The following is a 20,199-nucleotide window of genomic DNA, read 5'->3' as shown; positions in this document are numbered from 1 at the left end:
TCATTGTCAATATGTTTTAGCTAAGTTTTCATATTTTTGTTTTGTTGCCTTGGAAAAATAGATGCCTAGCTACCGCTGCTGCCAAGTACAAAAAAATACTCTGGAGAATAACTCATCCCAGAGTATTTTTTTACGCTATACAACTATTTTATCGTCTTTATCCCTTACCCGGGCTAAAAGCAGGAAACTGTCCAGCCGCTATCTTCCTTCGCATTCAAAAAGTTCATCTTTGTTCCTACACTACTTTTTATCCTTGTATTTTCCCATTAATGACAACACACTTCCCATTGGTTTGCTTCTTTATCATCCTTCCATCCTTGATGTATACAGTGTAAGTATTATTGACTTTAGCATCTAATCTTGCTAGGTCTCCCGTTATTGCTATGATATTTTTGACAGCTTCCTTCTTCAGATTTTCGATAACTTTCTTTTTCCATTGTTCCCGTTTTATTTCATCAACCATCAGGATCCCATCCTTCTTGTTTGATTTATGTCTTCTTCCTGATATAGAGTATTACATTTTTATTATCTTGTTACCCTTATGCTTTTCCTTATTAATCCGTTTCGAATTCTTTTTTTGTTTTCTAACATAACAGGTTACGGTAAAATTAGTGATTCAGGTACAAGCTTTTTTAGCAGGAAATAATCTATCGTAACTATGCAAGGGTTTTCCTCATAAAAATGTTTTATGGTATGATAGTTAGATTGTTTTTCCACCCTGTGACAACTTTTACATTCATCAAGGAAAGAGGTATTTATGCACACCACAGAATTAACCAAGCGGCATTGGCTGCTCATCTTAACACTTACTTTATTAACATTTGTTCTCGGGACAAGCGAATTTGTTATCGTCGGGATCTTAACCGATATTTCCTCGAATCTCCATATTACGAATGCAAAAGCAGGCACACTCGTTTCTGCGTTTGCCATTACGTTTGCCATTGCCACACCGCTCGTGATGTCGGCAACAAGCCATTTTCCAAAACGGAAATGGATGTTGTTCTTGATAGGTTCGTTCATCATCCTGAATGCTTTGTGCGTGATTTCAACCACCTACGTCATGCTCCTTGCACTTCGGATGATGACTGCGATTGTAACAGGAGTTTTAATTTCTCTTGCTATGATTGTTGCCAGTGAAAACATGCCAATCGCAAAACGTGGACTTGCTATATCATTCGTTTTCGGTGGTTTTACACTTGCAAACGTGATCGGAGTACCAATTGGCACTGTCATCGCTGAAAGGTACGACTGGAATGCACCCTTCCTGTTAACGACTTTTCTCGGAGCTATTGCGTTTTTGGCATCTTTCTTCATTTTGCCTACTATGCACAGTACATTCCGCAGCTCAATGCGTGATCAATTTTCTTTGTTGACACACCCGCGAATCTTAATGGCCTTTTTCATTCCATCGCTTGGATTTGGAGCGACGTATGCCGTTTATACGTATCTTGTTCCGATCCTGAAAGGAATGGAAGCACCAAGTGGTTCAATCAGTTGGATCTTGTTTGGCTACGGATTCATTTCCATTTTCAGCAACATACTCGCTGGTAAAATTGCCAGCTACAATGCCATCGGACGCCTTAGGTTTGTTTTCCTCGTCCAAGCAGTTGTCCTGATCAGTTTATATTGGACGACAGATAATTTTATCTTTGGCTTGATTAACATTAGCTTGATGTCATTAATGGCCATCCTTTTAACAACATCTACCCAGCTATATTTGATAGACCTAGCCGGTATTTATCAACCCAAAGCTACAGGATTGGCTGCTTCACTGATGCCTGTGGCAAGCAATGTCGGTATCGCCTTTGGTTCCGCATTAGGCGGAATTGTTTACCATCAGGGAAATTTGATGAGTGTGACATTGGTAGGCGGGCTGATTGCCATCTTGGCAAGTCTTCTAACTTTCCTGAGTCACCGCTTGGACCAGAAACAAAAGAAACCGGCATAGGAGAAAAGCTGAGAACACCAATGAGAGATGCTTTGTTGCTGCATGGCTTCCCATTGGTTGAACAAGATCCTAATAAACTGGAATATAGCCTAGATAAAATGAGAGGATGAACGACGCATTTCAAGTCTAAATTCGATATTGTATCCAAGACGAATGACATTCGTGGAAAAGATACAAAAAAACAAGCATTATGAAAAGATTTGAAAAAATCAGGAGTATTTCTCTAGTTCCAAGGAGAAGATCAGTAACAGGAAAAACTTGCCTTAAAATTGATACAACGGTGTTCCTGGTATTTGGTTTTATTTGGAATTATGTTAGCGGTGTTCATCGGTGGTCAAGACATTTTAATGGCATACGGTATAGCAGGGCTGTTCGTTAGCTGGCTATTAACACGTGAGAACAAAGTTTAAAACAACAATCTTTACGAAAAGAGCCATAATCAAAAAGAAAACCGGTCATTTGAGTTCGGTTTTCTTTTTTTTTAGATGGCCTTTTTGAATTCATCTACTTCTTTATAGTGAAATATGAAAATTGTAGTACATTATGTAGAAGATTTGTTTATACAGCAATAGATCTTTGGGTGAAATTTCTCCATTACTAAAAAATTTAATAATCATGCTGTCAAACTACTTCTTTTGAATTCATAACTGAGGAATATGGCTTGGCATAATTTAAAAACCTCATGACTTATGGTGCGGTTCCACCACTACAAGGCCTGGGCGCAGCCTTTGTTAGGAACGGGGAAATAAAAGTTAATATATAAGTTGCCCCTTCAAGAAACCTGCCTCTCTAGTTGCATAAGAAAAGGAGCTGCTGAGCTCCAGGTAATGAAGTAAAACACCATTTTCGTTTAAATAAAACTCTTCACAATCTTCCTAGCATAATCAACATAAATACCCCTTTTTAAAAATTCACCTCCAAGAACTAGAGGTGGGGATATGAATCAATTAAACTTTACATAGTCCCCTTCTTTGATTTGATTCTTTTCAAACCATCCAAGATTTACTTCAATTGCATAATAATAAAAAATTCCTGGATCATAGGTAGGGCAATACTCCTCTATACAAGGCTCCATATCAAGTATTTTTAGAATTACCCCATATGAATCAAGAAAAGCGATAGATAAAGGAATAAATGTGTTTTTCATCCAAAATCCACCATATATTTCTTCTGAAAACACAAATAACATCCCCTCATTTTCGGGTAATTTCCCAACAAACATCAAGCCTTTTTCTCTTTTCCTTTGAGTATCTGCAACTTGAACATTTAATCTAGTTATCTTGTTTCCACTGATTATTTTTATCATTTTTGTATTCATTCTATTTTTCATGTTCACTCACCTTCGCAGGGAATAGACGTTTTTTCTAAAAAAAAGAAAATGTCAATCTCATGAACTTCTTTTAAAAAGACATCAACTTTCTTTCCCTGCTTTTAAATAATAAGAAGGAAGAAAGTTGGTGATGAAACGAATACAGATGAAAAAATAACTAAGCAAGCCCCATTTAACTTCTAATACTTTATTCCATGGCTTTTAAAATTAATACTCTGTTTTCAATAATTACAGCAACTGTATATAAAAGCATAGGTGTTTTTTGGAGCAAGTGATAATTTCGTGAGCCTGTTCCATATTAGAGAAGAATTATTGGTGAACGAGCTAGAAAGCATAATCAAATTAGAAATGTACTTAAAGGTACAAAAATTCACTTTATGTACTGCCGCGGTTATTATTCCAACCATTTAGGACGTTCGTTTTTTTGTTAGAATGTTCGATTATGTATGATGTTAAATGTACGTGTCTTACCTTTTAAGACTTCATCTTTTAAGTGACATTTCAAGGCTTGTCTTATTGGGAAATGCCTCAACATTAACGCCGATGAGGATCCTAAAAGAATCCTCCCTATTTAGCACCTTTCATAAGGTCCATCCTAGGGCCTGTACAACTGTACTACGTAACGTCATACGGTATCAGCAAGGCTACTACATAGGGGGATTTTGTGGATTGGTATAGTATATTATATGCTCAATATTCCAATTAGTGTCGAATAGTCATGCATATCCGCATAAGCCCCGTTGTCCTACTCATGTTTGGGTATACTCTGCTTGAGATCTTGATTTGAAGAAGGGTATTTATGATACTGAAAGGATAAGTGCTAGATTAAGAATGCAGCACTTAGCCATTGATGGGCAAAAAAAGGGTCAGCATTTCTTTATATAATGAAAGCTGACCCCAGTTTTTTTGAAGATCCTCTGAATGAGGGTCCTCCTTTAAAGCATTTTATTGATACTCTCCATAAAGTCTATCGTAACGGTGGATAATTTTCCCTGAGCTTCCTTCATCGAGCTTCCATGAACACCGAAATAAAATTTAATTTTAGGTTCTGTTCCGGAAGGTCGTAAACATATCCATGTCCCATCTTCAAGAAAGAATTTTAATACGTTCGACTTCGGGAGCTTGATGTCCTCTTCCTTATTTGTCCCAAACATATATTTTTTACTGCTGAGATAATCCTCTCGAACCACTACTTGATGACCAGAGATTTGATCTGGTGGATTTTCCCGGAATTCATTGAGAATCGCTTGAATTTGCTTCGCACCTTCAATTCCTTTTAAAGTCAACGACCGTAAATCTTCCAAGTAATATCCATATTTATCGAATACATCCAGTAAACCTTCGTACATCGTTTTACCTTGCTTTTTGTAATAGGCACAGACTTCCACCGCCAGAATAGTAGCTTGGATGGCATCCTTATCACGTGCAAAATCTTTGATTAGATATCCATAGCTTTCTTCATAGCCAAACAGGAAAGAATGTTCTCCACTTGTGTGGTATTCATTGATTTTTTCAGTAATGTATTTAAATCCAGTTAAAACATCTACGGTTTTTAAACCATTTTGCTCAGAAATCGCACGTCCTATTTCTGAAGTCACGATGGTCTTTAATACGACTCCATTTTGAGGAAGGGTCCCTTTCTTTTGTTTTTGTGAAATTAGATAATCCAAAAAAAGAGCGCCTGTTTGGTTGCCTGTTAATACTACATAATTTCCAGCATTGTTCTTCACGCTAATTCCAAGCCTATCCGCATCCGGATCGGTGGCAATCAATAAATCAGCATTAACACGGTTTCCAAGCGCAATGGCCAATTCAAACGCAGCATGTTCCTCTGGATTAGGCACTTTAACAGTAGGAAAATTAGCATCAGGCATTTCCTGTTCTTTAACAATATGGACATTTCGATATCCTAAATCATGCAAAGCGCGTTTTACTGATTTATTGGCTGTACCATGAAGCGGTGTAAACACAAGCTTTACATCAATTTCATCTGCTAACTTTGAATCTTCAGGAATAGTGAGTAAATGCTCATTATAAGCGGTATCCAGCTCCTCGCCAATGATTTGAATGAGTCCTCTGTCCTTTAGGATTTCTTCGTCCTCCACTACAATGGAAAGCTCACTTTCAATCGCGTTCACGTAATTAATGACTTGATCCGCCGCTTTAGGAGGTAGCTGTGCTCCGTCTGATCCATACACTTTATACCCATTATATTCAGGCGGATTATGGCTTGCTGTAATGACGATCCCAGCAAATGCACTCAGCTTACGTACAGAAAAAGAGAGCTGTGGGGTAGGCCGTAATTCATCAAATACATAAGCTTTAATTCCCTTTGTTGCCAAAGTCTTGGCTGCTTCCAATGCAAATTCGGGAGACTTATGTCTTGAATCGTAAGCAATTACAACTCCTCTGGATTTTGCCTCATTCCCAAACGATTGAATATATTCAGCAAGTCCTACAGTCGCTTTTCGTACGGTATAAATGTTCATCCTATTCGTACCTGGCCCCATTTCCCCTCGCATACCACCTGTCCCGAATTCCAAATTTTTATAAAATGCGTCTTCAAGTGATATTTCATCATCCTCCATTTCTTCAAGCATTAAACGCATTTCATTATTTAAATTGGGATAACTAGTCCAAATAGTATATAAAGACTTCCAGTCCATGAAAATACAGCTCCTTCCTGCCTGTATGTTTTTACTTTGTTTGGCATTTCTTTTTGATCGTAGTACACATTGCAAGCGATCAATTGAATATGAAATCTAACCATCGATCCTAGAGCATAGCTCCCTTTTCACGTTCTTCATCCTGTAACGGAGATTGTAGAATCGCCAAATGCACTCCCACCCAAAGTTGTTGGTTACGATCTATTCATTTTTCCAACCATTACTTTGGAAGAGTGTCATTTTATTCTTCTTTTCCTTCACGCAATGCTGTTTCCTTACTTGATTTTTTTTTTCTTTTTACTCTTTTCCGTTTTCGTTTTTGTTTTCGATTTCTTTTTCATTTCCTTTTTCTTTTCCGATTCCGCTTTGGTTTTCTTTTTTGTTTCCTTTTGCTTATTCGTTTTCTTTTCCATTTCCGCTTTGGTTTTCTTTTTCGTTTTCGTTTCCGTTTCCGTATTCGTTTTCTTTTCCGTTTCCGCTTTGGTTTTCTTTTTYGTTTCCKTTTGCGTATTCGTTTTCTTTTCCATTTCCGCTTTGGTTTTCTTTTTCGTTTCCGTTTGCATATTCGTTTTCTTTTCCATTTCCGCTTTGGTTTTCTTTTTCGTTTCCGCTTTAGTTTTCGTTTTCGTTGCCGTTTCTGTTTTCACTGTATTAATAAGAGAATATAGTCTTTGTTGCTCAATAATTTGTTTATTGACATCAAATTTTTCTTCAATGACTTTCCTTGCGCTTTCCGTATAGCCGGTCCAAATATCTGGATTTTCTATAAAGAATTGTATGCCTTTCGCTAACTCCAATTCATTTTTTTCTGGAGCTAGGTATCCTGTTCTCTGGTGTTCAATTAATTCAGGGATTCCCGCGTGTCGAGTGGAAACGACAGGTAAACCGCTAGCCATTGCTTCTTTTAAGGCATTAGGAATACCTTCGATATCACCATTTTTAGCTGTCTGACTTGCTAGACAGAAGATATGGGCTTTTTTCAATTCGTCCGAAACTTGTTTTGAATCCATAGCTCCTCTAAGAATCACAACATCTTTAAGGTTATATTCTGCAATGGTGGATTTAATTCGTTTCTCATCTTCACCTGCTCCAATAATATGCAGTCTAGCATTTGGATATTGTGTATAAATACGTTTAAATGCTTTTATAAGAGTAACAAATCCTTTTTTGTCTACAAGTCTACCTACCGATAAAACTCTTATTTCGCCTATTGTAGGAAGAGTGCGGTTAGAATAAGGGAAAAGATCTAATTCGATACCACCATATAATACATGCATATTCTTAGCCGGAATTCCTAACCTTCTTAATCCTTCTGCAAGATATTGGCATACAGGGTAATAGTGTGCACCATGTTTATTTAATGCTGAATATCGCTTAGCATTTTTTTCGAAAATTTCCGGTCTGTCCGAACCATCTCGTCCTCTAATGCTAACAATCAAAGGAATATTATATTTTTCACATACAGGCAAAATCTCTTGTCCGTGTGAGCCGTGATGAGCATGAATGGCTATGATATCTTGTTCTTCGAAGAACTTTTTTAGATCTTTAATTTTGTTTATATTATAGTAGTTTTCAAAGGGGAATTCTGTACGGTCGGCATTGTCGAATGGGCCGATTACGATTGTGCGATAGTTAGTTATTTTTACGATTTGATTATATATAAAACGTTGGTGTGTTTTAATGTTTTCACTTACAAAATAAGCAATGGTTTTCATCTCACCTCAGTCCCTTTAATAAGAAATTTTCTCTTTTCCCGTTCTGCAATTTGTTTCACTTGCTTGTGATATTCAGGAGGGGACATAGAATCGGCTTTATAAATGTCTTTATATGGTAGGCCTTCAGAACAGTTTTCAAACAGAGGATTTAATTTGAATAGAGGATCTTTTGTAGAATTTCGTTTAAGGGATGTCATGAGAAAATCTGACAAACTATACTCATTAAGAACTTCCAATGGGGTTTTCATATTTTCAGGATTCAAATTACTTTCTCCTTTTAATGACTTACAAAATTTTTAATTTATCTTTTTTCACTAGCATTATTCGTCCAATACCCATTCTTCGGTTTTGGATTTTTACATATTAAACTTTTAATTTATTGAACAGTGCTGCCTAATATTCAACATTGAAGTTTGACAACACCTTATTTTTTCCTTATTTATTGTACTTTTTGTACCAATTTACAAAATGAGCTAAACCTTCTTCTATTGTTGTTAAAGGATGGAACCCCACATCAGCATGCAAATCGGCAATATCTGCATATGTCTCCTTAACATCTCCCGGTTGCATTGGTAAGAATTCTACTTTTGCCTTTTTGCCAATTAGTTTTTCTAATGTGTTAATGAAATCCATTAATTTTATAGGTTTATTGTTACCAATATTATAAATTTTGTATGGGGCATAGCTTGAACTTGAATCAGGGTTAGCTCTGTCCCATCCAATAGTATGAATCGGTGGTTTATCAAGTAACCGGACAATTCCTTCAACTATATCATCAATATAAGTGAAGTCTCTTCTCATATCTCCATTATTAAAAACCTTTATTGTATTCTCTTCGATAATATTTTTAGTAAAAGAGTAATAAGCCATATCAGGTCTCCCCCATGGACCATACACCGTAAAGAAACGGAGTCCTGTGGTTGGAATATTATATAAATGACTATAAGTATGAGCCATTAATTCATTAGACTTTTTAGTGGCAGCGTATAAACTTACTGGATGATCCACTGGGTCTTTGGTTGAAAAGGGGATATTAGTATTTGCTCCATATACAGAACTAGAGGATGCATAAATTAAGTGCTTTACGTTATTGTGTCGACAAACCGAGGTTGGAATTAACATAAGAATCCGGATTTTCTATGCTATAACGTACTCCAGCCTGGGCTGCTAAGTTAATGACTATATCAATGGTTTTGTCTTTGAATAATTGATTTAATTTTTCTTTATTTGACAAATCCAATTTGTGGAATTCAAAATCAGGGTTTTCTTCTAATATCTTCAGTCGATTGTTTTTTAAAATAACATCATAATAATCATTAATATTGTCTACTCCAATAACTTTGTTATCTAGGGCTAACAAACGTTTTGTTAAATGGAAACCAATGAACCCTGCTGCCCCTGTTACTAAAATGTTCATAGCATTAATTCCAACCCTTTCTATTACATTAGGATTCTGACACCTTTTTCGGAACACTGACTACATTATTTATACAGTGATACTTTCGATTCTTTACACCAACAGAACAGAATTCATGACGGATAAAAAGAGGAAATAAACTCAAAATTCTCATTGGAGAGAGACTTACGTTTTATTCGTAAACCACCAATTCATGCTATCTTTTTCGCTTTAAGCCTCATGAGTTATTCACTCTTATACCCGCTGTGAACTAGCACTTACGTATGTGAGTTAATGCTAAAACCATCTTGGAAACCGGTGAATGCGAAATCATCATCGTTTTTTTATATGCTCGTTTACGGTTAGATAACTATGACTATACTAGGGTATTTTCATTTTCATCTAATGGGATTGGTGTTTTTATCCATTCAGCATACGTACCGGGATCTAACGCCTTCACTTGTTCTAAAAAAGCATCTAAAAAATTTCTTTCTCGCAGGTCTTTAAATAACTCGAGAGGTCTTTTTTGTTCACGTGAAAAAGAGTACACATGGTCKACTAATTTAAAACCATTCTTGGTTACAATAATATGTCGTAATGGGGCATCAATTTGTTTGAAACCTGATTTTTCCATTGTTTTTAAAATATAGAGTAATCGTTTTGTGATGTCCTCAGAAAGTACAGATTGTTTTTTAAGAAACGTATTTAAATCTGGTCCTAATAGATATTCCATTAAAATATAATTGGGTCCTGTTTCAAAGACTTTCGGGATAAAGGGCAAGTCTTGACTTGATAAAAGGACCATTTTTTCCTGATTTGCATGTTCAGTTTTTCCGTAAAGTTTAACGCATGTCTCTTCAGACACTCGATAAACAGCACCTTGATGCCCTTTTCCAATGAGGGTTTGTGTTATGGCGCTATCCACTTTCACTCCATTACCTGACACTCCTGAGTGGACTGGAATGTTTCTAAAATCCAAACTATTTTGATTGAAATAATCCTCCCACTCATTGAAGGTGTCCGGTTCAAGCTTTTTCACTTGATCTAGGAACGAGTCCTTTAAAAGGATTATTTTTAAATCTCTTAATAATTTTAATGGTACAGGGTGTATCCTTTTAAAGGAATTTACATGGTCAATCACCTTAAGTTCCTCATTACCAACGACAAAAATATGGCGTAGGGGGGCATCTATCATGGTGAACTTTACTTGTTTTAATTCCTTTAATATATAGAGAAGTTTCTTTACTATAGAATCAGGGATATACGTACAATTTCTCAGATATTCTTTTAAGGTCGGTGCATTAAAATATTCCATGACTATATAGTTTGGTCCTGTTTCATATACCAAAGGCATAAAGGGTAGATGTTTTCCAGCTGCAAGAGCTTCTTCCTCCATTTTCGCTTGTACTGGGTCTGAATAGATTTTTACACATTTATCTTCTGAAAGTTGAAAAACTGCACCTTGAGCACCCATTCCAATCAGCGAATAGCTAGTTGGATTGTGAATTTCCAAAGATTTTTCACCTTTGGTAACAGTAATGGTTTTAAAGTCCTCCATGATCTCCTCCTAACTGCTCATCTATGGCCTGCTGTTGAAACTTTTGAAGTTTATATAGGGCTTTTTTGACTTTTTCGGCTTTATGAGCCTTTTTTTCTTTTTTACGAGAAGCTATTTTTTCATCATGATCCTTAGCTCTCTGTTGAACTTTAGCTTTTATTTCATTTTTATTAGATGCTACCAGTTCATCTTTGACTTTATCTTTAGTCTGCTGTTGAAGCTGTGGAACCTGTTTAAGTTGTTGAAGCTGTGGAAACCCTTGAAGCCCTTGAAGCTGTTGTAGCTGTTGCATATAAATAAGGGCTTTTTTGGCTAATTCGGCTTTTTTCCTAGGCGCTATCCTTTCGCCATCATACTTACCTTGCTGTTGAGGCTGTGGAGTCTCCTTATGGACTTTTTTATCTATTTGGCGCGGTGTTATTAAATATCGTTTACCTACTTTATAAGGGGCTACAAGTTCATCATAAAATTCAGCTTGTTGTTGAAGTTGTTGGGCGAGGTTAAATTTTTGTTCTACTTTTTGACGAGCCGCTACAGTATATGTTTCCCATATCTCTCTGTTAGATAGCATAAATTCAAGAGCTTCTGCCAGTTCATCTACATTGTTTTCTTGTACTAAAACCCCTTCTTTGTTATTTGTTATTAATTCAGGGATACCGGCATGATTGGTCGAAATCACTGGTACTCCAATCGCCATAGCTTCTTTTAATGTATTAGGTATACCTTCTACATCTCCATCGGCAGCTTCTAAGCTAGCGGCGCAAAATATATCTGCATTGGTCATTTGTTCTCGAACTTGATCTTTAGGGAGATGGTTTAATAGGCGAAAAGAGTCTCCTAAATTAAGTTGATTTGCCAATGAAATGAGATATTCTTCAAGCCCCCCTCTACCGATAATCGTCAAGGTTGCATTTGGAAATTTACCTCTGATTTTTTGGAAAGCTTGCATTAAGATGTGATGTCCTTTTTTTTCCACCAACCTACCGATGGATAGAATATTTTGAGAATCCCCTTTATGTGGTGCCCGGTATTTGAATTCGTTAAGGTCAACGCCCCCATATAACACTCTAATTTTTTCTGAAGGACAACCCCAAGCAATTAACCTTTCTGCTAAATACTGACAAACTGGAAAAAAAAGCTCCCCTCGATCAAATAGAATTTTCATGTTATCTAGATAGCCAATGGGCTGATTAGCCAGGGTTGCATCCCTGCCTCTAATACTTGTTACCAACGGAAGGTTTGTTTCCTCTTTAAAAGGAAGTAATAACATCCCTAATTGGCCATGATGAGCATGTAATAGGGAGATATTATTTCTTTTGACATATTCTTTTGGTGAGAAAACTTCATTGAGATAATGAACCTTCTCATTTAAAAGGGAAAGATCTATCATATACTTAGGTTGTCGTACCATATGAATATAATCATAATCAGGAACTTCTCGAATCTGTGAGATATATTGGGTCGGATCAACTCTTAAATTCAAATGCATAACTGTGTGCAAATAAATGATCTCCTTTCATGCATAGTAAGCAAATTTCCTGGACCTTTTCAAGTATATTATGCAGGACTCTCTAGGTACGCATGGACTAATAACATACAGTAAAGCTAAATGGCAGAGAGTATGCGTTTGTCTAATACAAAGGGGGTTTTAAGTAGGTGCCATGACACAAGATCATTTACAAACAATGAAAATAAAAACAACATGTTATAGTTGATGTTAATCTGAGGTATTAATCGTCGATGATGATTTTTCTTCTATTTAAGAAATATAAAAAAGCACCCAAGATACGATCAAAGGTGCTGCATTGCCAGTTAGAACCTAATATACGTTTTCAACATGTCTGAGGTAAAGAAGTGTTAGAAAATTTTTTTCGCTTTATGTCATTCCAATAACAATTGCTGGTCTTCCTATTGGGTAATATTCAATTTTCTTGCACGCTCTGATTCGATCTTCTTCAAGACAATTTCTACCATCAAAAACGATTGGCCGTCTCATTGTTGTCATCAATGTTTTCAAATCTAAAAGTCTAAACTCTTTCCATTCGGTAACAATGAATACAGCATCCGCATTCACTGCCGCTTCGCGGACTGTGCTTGCAAACCTGATTGTATCCCCTAATATGTTCTTCGCATTATCCACTGCAACCGGATCATAAGCTACCACTTCTGCTCCAAGTTTGGTTAATGAACGCGCAATTTTGATTGATGGAGCTTCCCTCATGTCGTCTGTCTCTGGCTTGAAAGCGAGACCAAGCATTGCAACTTTTTTCCCTTTTAAATCTCCTAAGCGATTTATCGCTTTGGTTACAAGGAGTTCCTGCTGAAAATCATTGATCGCTACTGTTTCTTTTAACAGGGAAAAATGTACACCATTTAAATTGGCAGTATGAAGCAACGCTTTAACATCCTTTGGAAAACAAGATCCTCCATAACCAATGCCAGGCTGTAAAAAAGCTTCTCCGATCCTTTTATCTTTTCCCATTCCCTTTGCTACATCTTTAACATCTGCACCCACTACTCCACATAAATTGGCAACTTCATTGATAAAGCTAATCTTGGTCGCCAAAAAGGCATTAGATGCGTACTTAATCATTTCCGCACTTCGAATGCTTGTTAGTATAAATGGTACATTTAATGGACGATACATTTCTTGTACTTTCTTAGCAGCCTCATCATTTTCAGAACCGATTATGATTCGATCTGCTTGCATCGTATCCATGACGGCAGACCCTTGTCTTAAAAATTCAGGATTTGATACCATATTAAAGGTGACACTTTCGTTACGATGTTCTTCAATGATGCTTTTAATAAAATCATTCGTACCAACAGGCACAGTACTCTTTATAACGACTACTGAACTCTGTACCAGGTTCGCAGCAATATCCTTCGCAGCCTGCACAATATAAGATAAATCTGCTCCCCCATCATCCATTTGCGGTGTTCCTACGGCAATGATGATAATCTCGGCACCATTTAGCGCTTCTCGATGAGATGTAGTAAATAGCAGTCTACCCGCTGCAGCATTTTGAATAAGCAAATTCTCCAGACCGGGTTCATATATTGGAGAAATCCCTTGACGTAGGCTTTTAATTTTCTGTTCATCAGTATCGATACAAATGACATTATGACCTATTTCTGACAAACAAACACCAGTGGACAGCCCGACATAACCTGTACCCAAAACAGCTATTTTCATATTATTCAAGCTCTCTCTTTATTATTTGGAGGTTTTCTTTCTTATTTACATCCCTTAAATAGGAAAGTACCTCGTCTCTTATATCATCCCTGCGCAAAGCAAAGTCTATTGTTGCCTTAATGAATCCAACTTTATCACCAATATCATATCGGTTTCCCTCAAAGTTATATGCTAATACGGCCTGCTGCTTATTTAGCTCATTAATGGCATCAGTAAGTTGTAATTCATTACCATGTCCAACCGGAAGCTTGGAAAGCGTTTCAAAAATCTCGGGTCTAAAAACATAACGCCCCATTATCGCATATCTGGAAGGCGCCTCTTCCCTTTTCGGTTTTTCCACCAAAGAATCTATATGAAAAAGGTTTGGCTCAATCATTGTCCCTTTTGGCTTAATAATTCCATATTTACTGACATCCTTTTCCGGAACATTCTGAACAGCTACGACGGAACTGTTGCAATACTCAAAAACACTGATGATTTGTTTCAGACAGGGTGTTTTAGACATAACGATGTCATCCCCTAACAAAACGGCAAAAGGTTCATTTCCAATGAAGCTTTTAGCACAGAGAATTGCATGTCCTAGCCCCATCGGTTCCTTTTGGCGGACATAATAGATATTTGCCAAGCTGGATATTTTCTGAACTTCCTCTAAAATATCGAGCTGATTTTTTCTTAAAAGTGCATCTTCCAACTCATAGGATTTATCAAAATGATCCTCTATTGATCTTTTTCCTCTACCGATTATGATAATTATTTCCTCTATGCCCGAAGCTACTGCTTCTTCAACAATATATTGAATCGTTGGTTTATCAACAATCGGCAGCATTTCCTTAGCCTGAGCTTTTGTAGCAGGCAAAAATCGGGTCCCTAGACCTGCGGCCGGAATAATGGCCTTTCGAATTTTCATAAGCTGCCTCCCTTTTGTCATTCATTAATCCTTTATATGCAATAGGACAACTTACGGTCTAGTTAGTAGCCCAATTCGTCCATTTTTATTTAACAGGGACCAGTAGGCTATATATGGAAGAATTCCAATCTGGCTGTGGCCGGGCGTCGCGGCCTGTCGGTTAGTGCCCTTTAAAAAATCCATTACACTTTTTATGTAATGGAGATTGAAATGATCGATATACGGTTTGGATAAACCACTGTGGAGCCTTTTGCGGTACAGCAGCCTAAACGATTTCCTTTTCTCTTTCTTTGAAAAATCCCAGCTATCAGAAATGAGAGCAACAAATTCTTAGATTAATATAATGGGTATCGAAGGACCAGTTTGTAATGACAAATCCTTTCCGTTCCACTTTAAATCAAAATATATGATGGACTGTATTCATGATTTTGAGGGGGGGATTTTCAAATGAAAAGGGGATTTTTTTAACCTCCTCCATTTTTAATAAGAGTACGATCCATGTTGAATGGATATAGTTAAGGAATTTTATTAACTACTCTTAATCTCTTATCATCCTTGTAAGGGTAGTGCATCACTATTACTTTCTCCGTACATGAAGAGCAAAACTTGGCATATTGGATACATTTCTAATGAATCATTCCACTCTAATTGCAACCTTCGGCTAGTTCCCAGTGGGCGCCATCGACACAAGATATCGATTTCTGCGAATACGCCCTACACCCACAACTTCGATAACTTTGAAGTTGGTTTCTATATCTTTTGAAGAGTCTCAAATAATTTGGAATGCGCATTTTCCGGAATGGAGTGGGAAATACTGTGAAACCGCTTTCGATGGAACTAGTTTTCAATAAAGAAGAAGAGGCTTTAACAGCCTCTTCTTCTTTATTGAGTTTCATCTTCATTTTTACTGCTATTTGCTATAAACATCGCAATTTGCGCCTTTTTTTCTACATCTAAATCAAGTGTATCGATTATGCTAAAAGGTGATTTTAATAAGAGGGGTTGTGGTTGTGGTTGTGCAATCTTCGTAATTTCTTGTAAGATTTTATCTGAAGTTTGATCTTGTTGTTTAATTAACTGATTCTGAAGTTGAATCTGAAGCTGCTTCTGTTGTTCTTCTTGGTGCTGGAGTTGGTCTTGAATTTTTTCTAGTGGTTGTGAACGCTTCGATATTTCATGTAAGACTTTATCTAAATGCTCATCTTGTTGTTTAGATAATTTATCCTGAAGTTGAACCTGAAGTTCCTTCTGTTGTTTTTCTTGGTATTGGAGTTGGCCTTGAATTTTTTCCAGTGGTTGTGCAATCTTCGTTATTTCTTGTAAGATTTTATTTAAAGTCTCATTTTGTTGTTTAATTAACTGATTCTGAAGTTCCACCTGAAGTTCCTTCTGTTGTTTTTCTTGGAGTTGGAGTTGGAGTTGAATGTTTTCTAATATATGGTTATATTTCTTCCTATTGTCTTCCTTGTGATTATCTGTTTGATCATTTTTACCCATTAGGTTCCCACCCTTTTCACTATTTATTGGTTATGGAGGCACATTTGAATTACATATTGTGTAGTTGGAAAAATCGTCTTCTCAATTGACATTGGATTCACCTTTTATGCTTCTAGTAAATCGCTTTCGTTGCAGAATCAGTTTAAGGACAATCGGAGATAGTTATTTCACCATTTCCTAGTGTTGTTGTCGACATGAATGTGTTGCCATTGTCGTTCCGATTATAATTACAGCAATGCACTTGTTATTTATTGTATCGGGACAACAATTGATCCACCGTAATCAATCAAGTTATTAGTTGGTTTCTCCTTAAAACACCTGAAGCCTTCTAACTCAGCATTAATGCTGAAGCGCGGTATGAATAATGAAAGCCCAAAGAATGGTCCAGTCGAAGCAGTCTTAATCGAAATGGTTAGTGTCCAATTTAGGGATGTTTGAAAGTGATTCACCTCTTTTTAGTTTAGGAAACCATACATGTGGTTTCCGATTTTCTTATTTGCATAGACAGAGATCTTTATAGATAAACAACTATCACCATTCTTTCTATAGTTATTCAACAAGCCTTTGAATGACTGAGCGTTTGTCATGTGTAGACGTTAAACATATATCATCTTCCAAAAAAAATTCAAAAAAACCACTTAAAATCGTTATCTGGTTGTAAAAATGATTTTACGAACATTGTAATTTGTCCTTATAACAGCCGAACATGCACTTTTGCGAACGGGAGAAATAATGCTTTTCTGCCCATTTCGCAAAATTTTATAGTCTGGGATAATTCCAAACTAAAAAGCCGAACCTTTACGTTAAGGGTTCGACTTTCCTCTTTTAAGTTTCCCTGCTTGTACGACATAATTGGATTTGCAGGAAATCATAATGGATTTTTTGCGATATTGGCCTGCTTAACATCTTTTAAGCACCACTTTCGCATATTCTCATTTATATCGCATTGAAGTCGATATTTTTCTGCCATTCTTCATACGATTCAGGATCGATTTTCTTTGCTTGTTTAAGGAATGTATCCAATAACCCCAACTTCTTTAGATCACGAAACATCTTTGGATTATATGGATCATTCATTGTGAGCCCGTCTGAATGATCGATTGCTTTCAGTACATTTCCCTTTGTTACAACAAAATGTCCGATTGAAGTCTTGATTCTAATAAATCCAGCTCTCTTCAGTTCCTTTCGAATCATTATGATTTGTTCTGTAATCGATTCGGGAATATCTTGCTTCCCTTTCAAATAATCTTTTAGATTAGGACCTTTTAAATATTCCATAATTACATAGTTTGGTCCGACTTCATATAACCTCGGAACAATATGGGTATCCTTCGCTGCTTCAAGCGCTTTCCCCTCTTTATTTGCTGCATTGGGATTGACATAAATTTTTACGCAAATATCTTCATCAAGCTGAAAAACTGCACCTTGACTTCCTGCCCCAATTAGTTTTAATGTGGTTGGATTATGAATAAGAAGTTCCTTTTTACCGTTCTTTTCTATTCTTTCAACCCTTATTAATTTAAAATCATTCATCTAATCTACCACCACTTTTCTGCTTATTAATAACCATAATATCTATACTATGTAATCATCTAATAATTGCTTTAGGGTAATAACACTTTTTCACAAAATTAAGTCATACCTTCTTTTACTGAGTTCTTAAGTACGAGATATTAGCAATTGATGCTTAATTCTCTTAAGGAAAGCTTTTCCTAGCATTTCTTCAGTGTCTTATGCTCATACACATACATTTAAGAACTTTACAAAAAACAAACAAATATATGTGCTTGTCCGTTTCGAATCTTTTCCATTTTGCATTTACTATAAAAGTGGATTAACCAGAAAAGATCAGAAAGGAGACTTGAGATGGGATACATTGAAGATTTACGTGCTCTCGTTGGAACCAGAGCTTTGATACTTACTGGGGTCACCGTTTTGGTTATCGATCAGAACAGCCGTTTTCTGATGGTACAATCCGAAAAGATGTGGAAATTGCCGGGCGGCTTCATCGAATTAGGAGAATCTGCGGAAGAGGCATGCAGACGTGAAATTTTGGAGGAAACAGGAATTAACATCGGCAACCTTCAATTAATTGGCGTTTTTTCAGGGAAGGACTATTTTACGAAGCTGCCTAATGGTGATCAATACTTTTCAGTCAACATTGCTTACGTTACTGAAGAAATACTCAGCGGAGATTTAAAACCAGATGATATAGAAATACAAAAAGTACAATTTTTTAAGTGGTCCGCTTTTCCGAAAGATCTTTCTGAACGAGATCGACAAATATTTCAAAGTTTTATCGAAAATTTGATTTTAGAGAGAAGAAAGGGATTGAAATAGTGAAGACAATCGCTTTTTATATTAGAGAACCTATAAAAATCAATCAAGGATTTATGTACAATCAGATCATTATGCTGGATCAATATCGTCCTATTGTTATAGGACCTTACCCAAATTGCGACAATGTTCAATATCAGTTTGAACACTATTATAATTTGAACGACATTCAAGACCTTGGAGCCTTCTTTAAGGAGCAAAATGTCGTCGCGATTCACGCTCATCAGGGGAAACATTCCATCGATATATTACCAGCAGCTACAGAGTATGATATTCCTTTGGTAGTACATTTTCGAGGACGTGATTCTTCCACTCAAACATATAAGAGATTTCGCAAAAATGTCCTCCGATATCAAAATTTAGTAAAACATGGAGCTGCTTGTTTTCCAGTTTGCCACTTTCTTGCAGATGAATTAAAAAAATTAGGATTTAAAGAAGATAAAATACATGTACTATATGGGGGGCTGGATTTAGATTTATATCCATTTGTCCAACGTTCCCTACCTAATGAAGGAGAAATCCGAATCTTGTCCGTAGCCAGACTTGTCGAGAAAAAGGGATTCCTTACACTTTTGAAGGCTTTTCAACGGATTCATCAGGAATACCCAAGAACGACACTGCACATCATTGGGACAGGTAAAGATGAAGAGAAGTTAAGAATTTTCATTGATGAAAATCAATTAAACGAACGCGTTTTTCTTAGAGGACCAATGGATTCAAACCAAATTTCTAACGAATTAAGAGATTCCCACCTTTTTTGCCTTGCCAGTGAAACAGGTGAAGATGGCGATGTAGAAGGGGTTCCAAATGCATTAAAAGAAGCCATGGCAAGTGGTTTACCAGTCATCTCCACCTTTCACGGTGGGATTCCGGAATTGATTGAGCATAAAAAAACAGGTTACCTTGTTCCTGAGAAAGATGATTTAAAATTGGCTCAAGGTCTAAAATATTTCCTGAGTCATCCAAGAGTATGGAAGAGATATACCAGAAGTGCAAGACAGGTAATTGATGAAAATTTCGATTTGAATAAACAAATCATCGAACAACAAAGGCTATACAGCTTAATAGAAAAAAACAACGAAATTAATTAACCATGGGTCAGTCCAAAATAACCTGTTGAGCTCTTAAAATCATTAATTTGTGGAAAGGTACATGTCATTCTTTTTAGCGATGGTAAAAAGTTTGTAAATAAATGAATGGCACTGGAAATAAAAGAACCAATAATAGTAGTAATTGAGTATGTGTGCAATAAATTAGCAATGTTCCTTCCTTTTGTCCCCGTCGGACTAATTTATACCCAAGACGAAATCATAAAAACACTCCCATTACATTCCAAAAATACAAATTTAGTGTTCAGATCCACTATTCGTGTTTATTTATCGAAAATAGTATTTTACTAGAACTTAGTGAAGGCGCCAATTTTGTCTATATGATTGATCCCAGAATTCGGGTGATATCGTAGTATGCAAAAATGAGTTCTCAGGTACTGTATCAGTTACCAAGAAACTTATCCATTTGCCTTCTCTATGCTAAATGAAGGGATTTAACATCATTTATATTCCTTCCCAAAGGAAGAAAGTGAAGCGCTGTACAAATTTCTTTTTAGAAAAGAAAAGTCATTTACCGAAACTTTTAACGAATTTCATCAA

Annotated in this window: 14 protein-coding genes and 1 pseudogene; 3 read left to right on the top strand and 12 right to left on the bottom strand. The window is 36.4% G+C overall.

The window, feature by feature from the left end; translation table 11 throughout:
• Positions 1 to 247: 247 nt before the first annotated feature.
• On the bottom strand, positions 248 to 463 hold the full coding sequence (locus AC1DIV_RS07365; RefSeq protein WP_323596976.1) for a hypothetical protein: 216 nt from the start codon (positions 461 to 463) through the stop codon (positions 248 to 250).
• Positions 464 to 757: 294 nt separating this feature from the next.
• Here AC1DIV_RS07365 and AC1DIV_RS07360 point away from each other — a divergent pair, with 294 nt between their 5' ends.
• Positions 758 to 1,948 carry an MFS transporter gene (locus AC1DIV_RS07360; RefSeq protein WP_477576099.1) on the top strand — a complete coding sequence of 397 codons (1,191 nt, stop codon included), beginning with the start codon at positions 758 to 760 and terminating at the stop codon, positions 1,946 to 1,948.
• A 943-nt stretch (positions 1,949 to 2,891) separates the two neighbouring features.
• Here the strand turns inward: AC1DIV_RS07360 and AC1DIV_RS07355 are convergent.
• The 11 genes and pseudogenes from AC1DIV_RS07355 to AC1DIV_RS07305 all read right to left on the bottom strand — a co-directional run bounded on the left by AC1DIV_RS07355 (position 2,892) and on the right by AC1DIV_RS07305 (position 17,746).
• Entirely contained in the window at positions 2,892 to 3,278 is a 387-nt protein-coding gene (locus AC1DIV_RS07355; RefSeq protein ID WP_477576098.1) for a DUF192 domain-containing protein, read from the bottom strand.
• A gap of 935 nt (positions 3,279 to 4,213) precedes the next feature.
• Positions 4,214 to 5,944, bottom strand: a complete 1,731-nt coding sequence (locus AC1DIV_RS07350; protein ID WP_340876523.1) for a phospho-sugar mutase — start codon at positions 5,942 to 5,944, stop codon at positions 4,214 to 4,216.
• 275 nt (positions 5,945 to 6,219) lie between these two features.
• Positions 6,220 to 7,659 carry a glycosyltransferase gene (locus tag AC1DIV_RS07345; protein WP_477576096.1) on the bottom strand — a complete coding sequence of 480 codons (1,440 nt, stop codon included), beginning with the start codon at positions 7,657 to 7,659 and terminating at the stop codon, positions 6,220 to 6,222.
• Entirely contained in the window at positions 7,656 to 7,922 is a 267-nt protein-coding gene (locus tag AC1DIV_RS07340) for a hypothetical protein (RefSeq protein ID WP_477576094.1), read from the bottom strand. Before AC1DIV_RS07340 ends, AC1DIV_RS07345 begins: the two co-directional genes overlap by 4 nt.
• 172 nt (positions 7,923 to 8,094) lie before the next feature.
• A pseudogene (locus tag AC1DIV_RS07335) lies at positions 8,095 to 9,076 on the bottom strand (NAD-dependent epimerase).
• Positions 9,077 to 9,431: 355 nt separating this feature from the next.
• Positions 9,432 to 10,613: a hypothetical protein gene (locus tag AC1DIV_RS07330; protein WP_340876528.1), complete on the bottom strand. Its 1,182-nt coding sequence runs from the start codon at positions 10,611 to 10,613 to the stop codon at positions 9,432 to 9,434.
• Positions 10,600 to 12,114: a glycosyltransferase gene (locus tag AC1DIV_RS07325; protein ID WP_477576092.1), complete on the bottom strand. Its 1,515-nt coding sequence runs from the start codon at positions 12,112 to 12,114 to the stop codon at positions 10,600 to 10,602. The genes AC1DIV_RS07330 and AC1DIV_RS07325 overlap by 14 nt, the downstream gene beginning before the upstream one ends.
• Before the next feature lie 375 nt (positions 12,115 to 12,489).
• Positions 12,490 to 13,809, bottom strand: a complete 1,320-nt coding sequence (locus tag AC1DIV_RS07320) for a UDP-glucose dehydrogenase family protein (protein WP_323597401.1) — start codon at positions 13,807 to 13,809, stop codon at positions 12,490 to 12,492.
• A gap of 1 nt (position 13,810) precedes the next feature.
• Positions 13,811 to 14,716 (bottom strand): UTP--glucose-1-phosphate uridylyltransferase GalU, encoded by a 906-nt coding sequence (gene galU / locus AC1DIV_RS07315; protein WP_034306886.1) that lies wholly within the window; start codon positions 14,714 to 14,716, stop codon positions 13,811 to 13,813.
• 882 nt (positions 14,717 to 15,598) lie between these two features.
• Positions 15,599 to 16,213: a hypothetical protein gene (locus tag AC1DIV_RS07310; protein ID WP_477576090.1), complete on the bottom strand. Its 615-nt coding sequence runs from the start codon at positions 16,211 to 16,213 to the stop codon at positions 15,599 to 15,601.
• A gap of 936 nt (positions 16,214 to 17,149) precedes the next feature.
• Positions 17,150 to 17,746, bottom strand: coding sequence for a serine/threonine protein kinase (locus tag AC1DIV_RS07305; protein WP_477576089.1), 597 nt, complete (start codon positions 17,744 to 17,746; stop codon positions 17,150 to 17,152).
• Positions 17,747 to 18,079: 333 nt separating this feature from the next.
• Here AC1DIV_RS07305 and AC1DIV_RS07300 point away from each other — a divergent pair, with 333 nt between their 5' ends.
• Together AC1DIV_RS07300 and AC1DIV_RS07295 are read left to right on the top strand one after the other, a co-directional pair.
• A complete protein-coding gene (locus AC1DIV_RS07300; protein WP_063593631.1) occupies positions 18,080 to 18,553 on the top strand; it encodes an NUDIX hydrolase in 474 nt (157 codons plus the stop codon).
• Positions 18,553 to 19,641 carry a glycosyltransferase gene (locus tag AC1DIV_RS07295; RefSeq protein WP_477576087.1) on the top strand — a complete coding sequence of 363 codons (1,089 nt, stop codon included), beginning with the start codon at positions 18,553 to 18,555 and terminating at the stop codon, positions 19,639 to 19,641. The genes AC1DIV_RS07300 and AC1DIV_RS07295 overlap by 1 nt, the downstream gene beginning before the upstream one ends.
• Positions 19,642 to 20,199 lie beyond the last annotated feature (558 nt).

Source organism: Peribacillus sp. 05N428 (assembly GCF_056397085.1).
Note: the sequence above shows the minus strand (reverse complement) of the source record. Positions and strands in the feature narration are given on the sequence as shown.

Excerpts from the sequence above, each read along its gene's own strand:
- AC1DIV_RS07365 (WP_323596976.1), bottom strand. The coding sequence starts at position 463 with ATGGTTGATGAAATAAAACGGGAACAATGGAAAAAGAAAGTTATCGAA.
- AC1DIV_RS07360 (WP_477576099.1), top strand. The coding sequence starts at position 758 with ATGCACACCACAGAATTAACCAAGCGGCATTGGCTGCTCATCTTAACA.
- AC1DIV_RS07355 (WP_477576098.1), bottom strand. The coding sequence starts at position 3,278 with ATGAAAAATAGAATGAATACAAAAATGATAAAAATAATCAGTGGAAAC.
- AC1DIV_RS07350 (WP_340876523.1), bottom strand. The coding sequence starts at position 5,944 with ATGGACTGGAAGTCTTTATATACTATTTGGACTAGTTATCCCAATTTA.
- AC1DIV_RS07320 (WP_323597401.1), bottom strand. The coding sequence starts at position 13,809 with ATGAAAATAGCTGTTTTGGGTACAGGTTATGTCGGGCTGTCCACTGGT.
- galU (WP_034306886.1), bottom strand. The coding sequence starts at position 14,716 with ATGAAAATTCGAAAGGCCATTATTCCGGCCGCAGGTCTAGGGACCCGA.
- AC1DIV_RS07310 (WP_477576090.1), bottom strand. The coding sequence starts at position 16,213 with ATGGGTAAAAATGATCAAACAGATAATCACAAGGAAGACAATAGGAAG.
- AC1DIV_RS07305 (WP_477576089.1), bottom strand. The coding sequence starts at position 17,746 with ATGAATGATTTTAAATTAATAAGGGTTGAAAGAATAGAAAAGAACGGT.
- AC1DIV_RS07300 (WP_063593631.1), top strand. The coding sequence starts at position 18,080 with ATGGGATACATTGAAGATTTACGTGCTCTCGTTGGAACCAGAGCTTTG.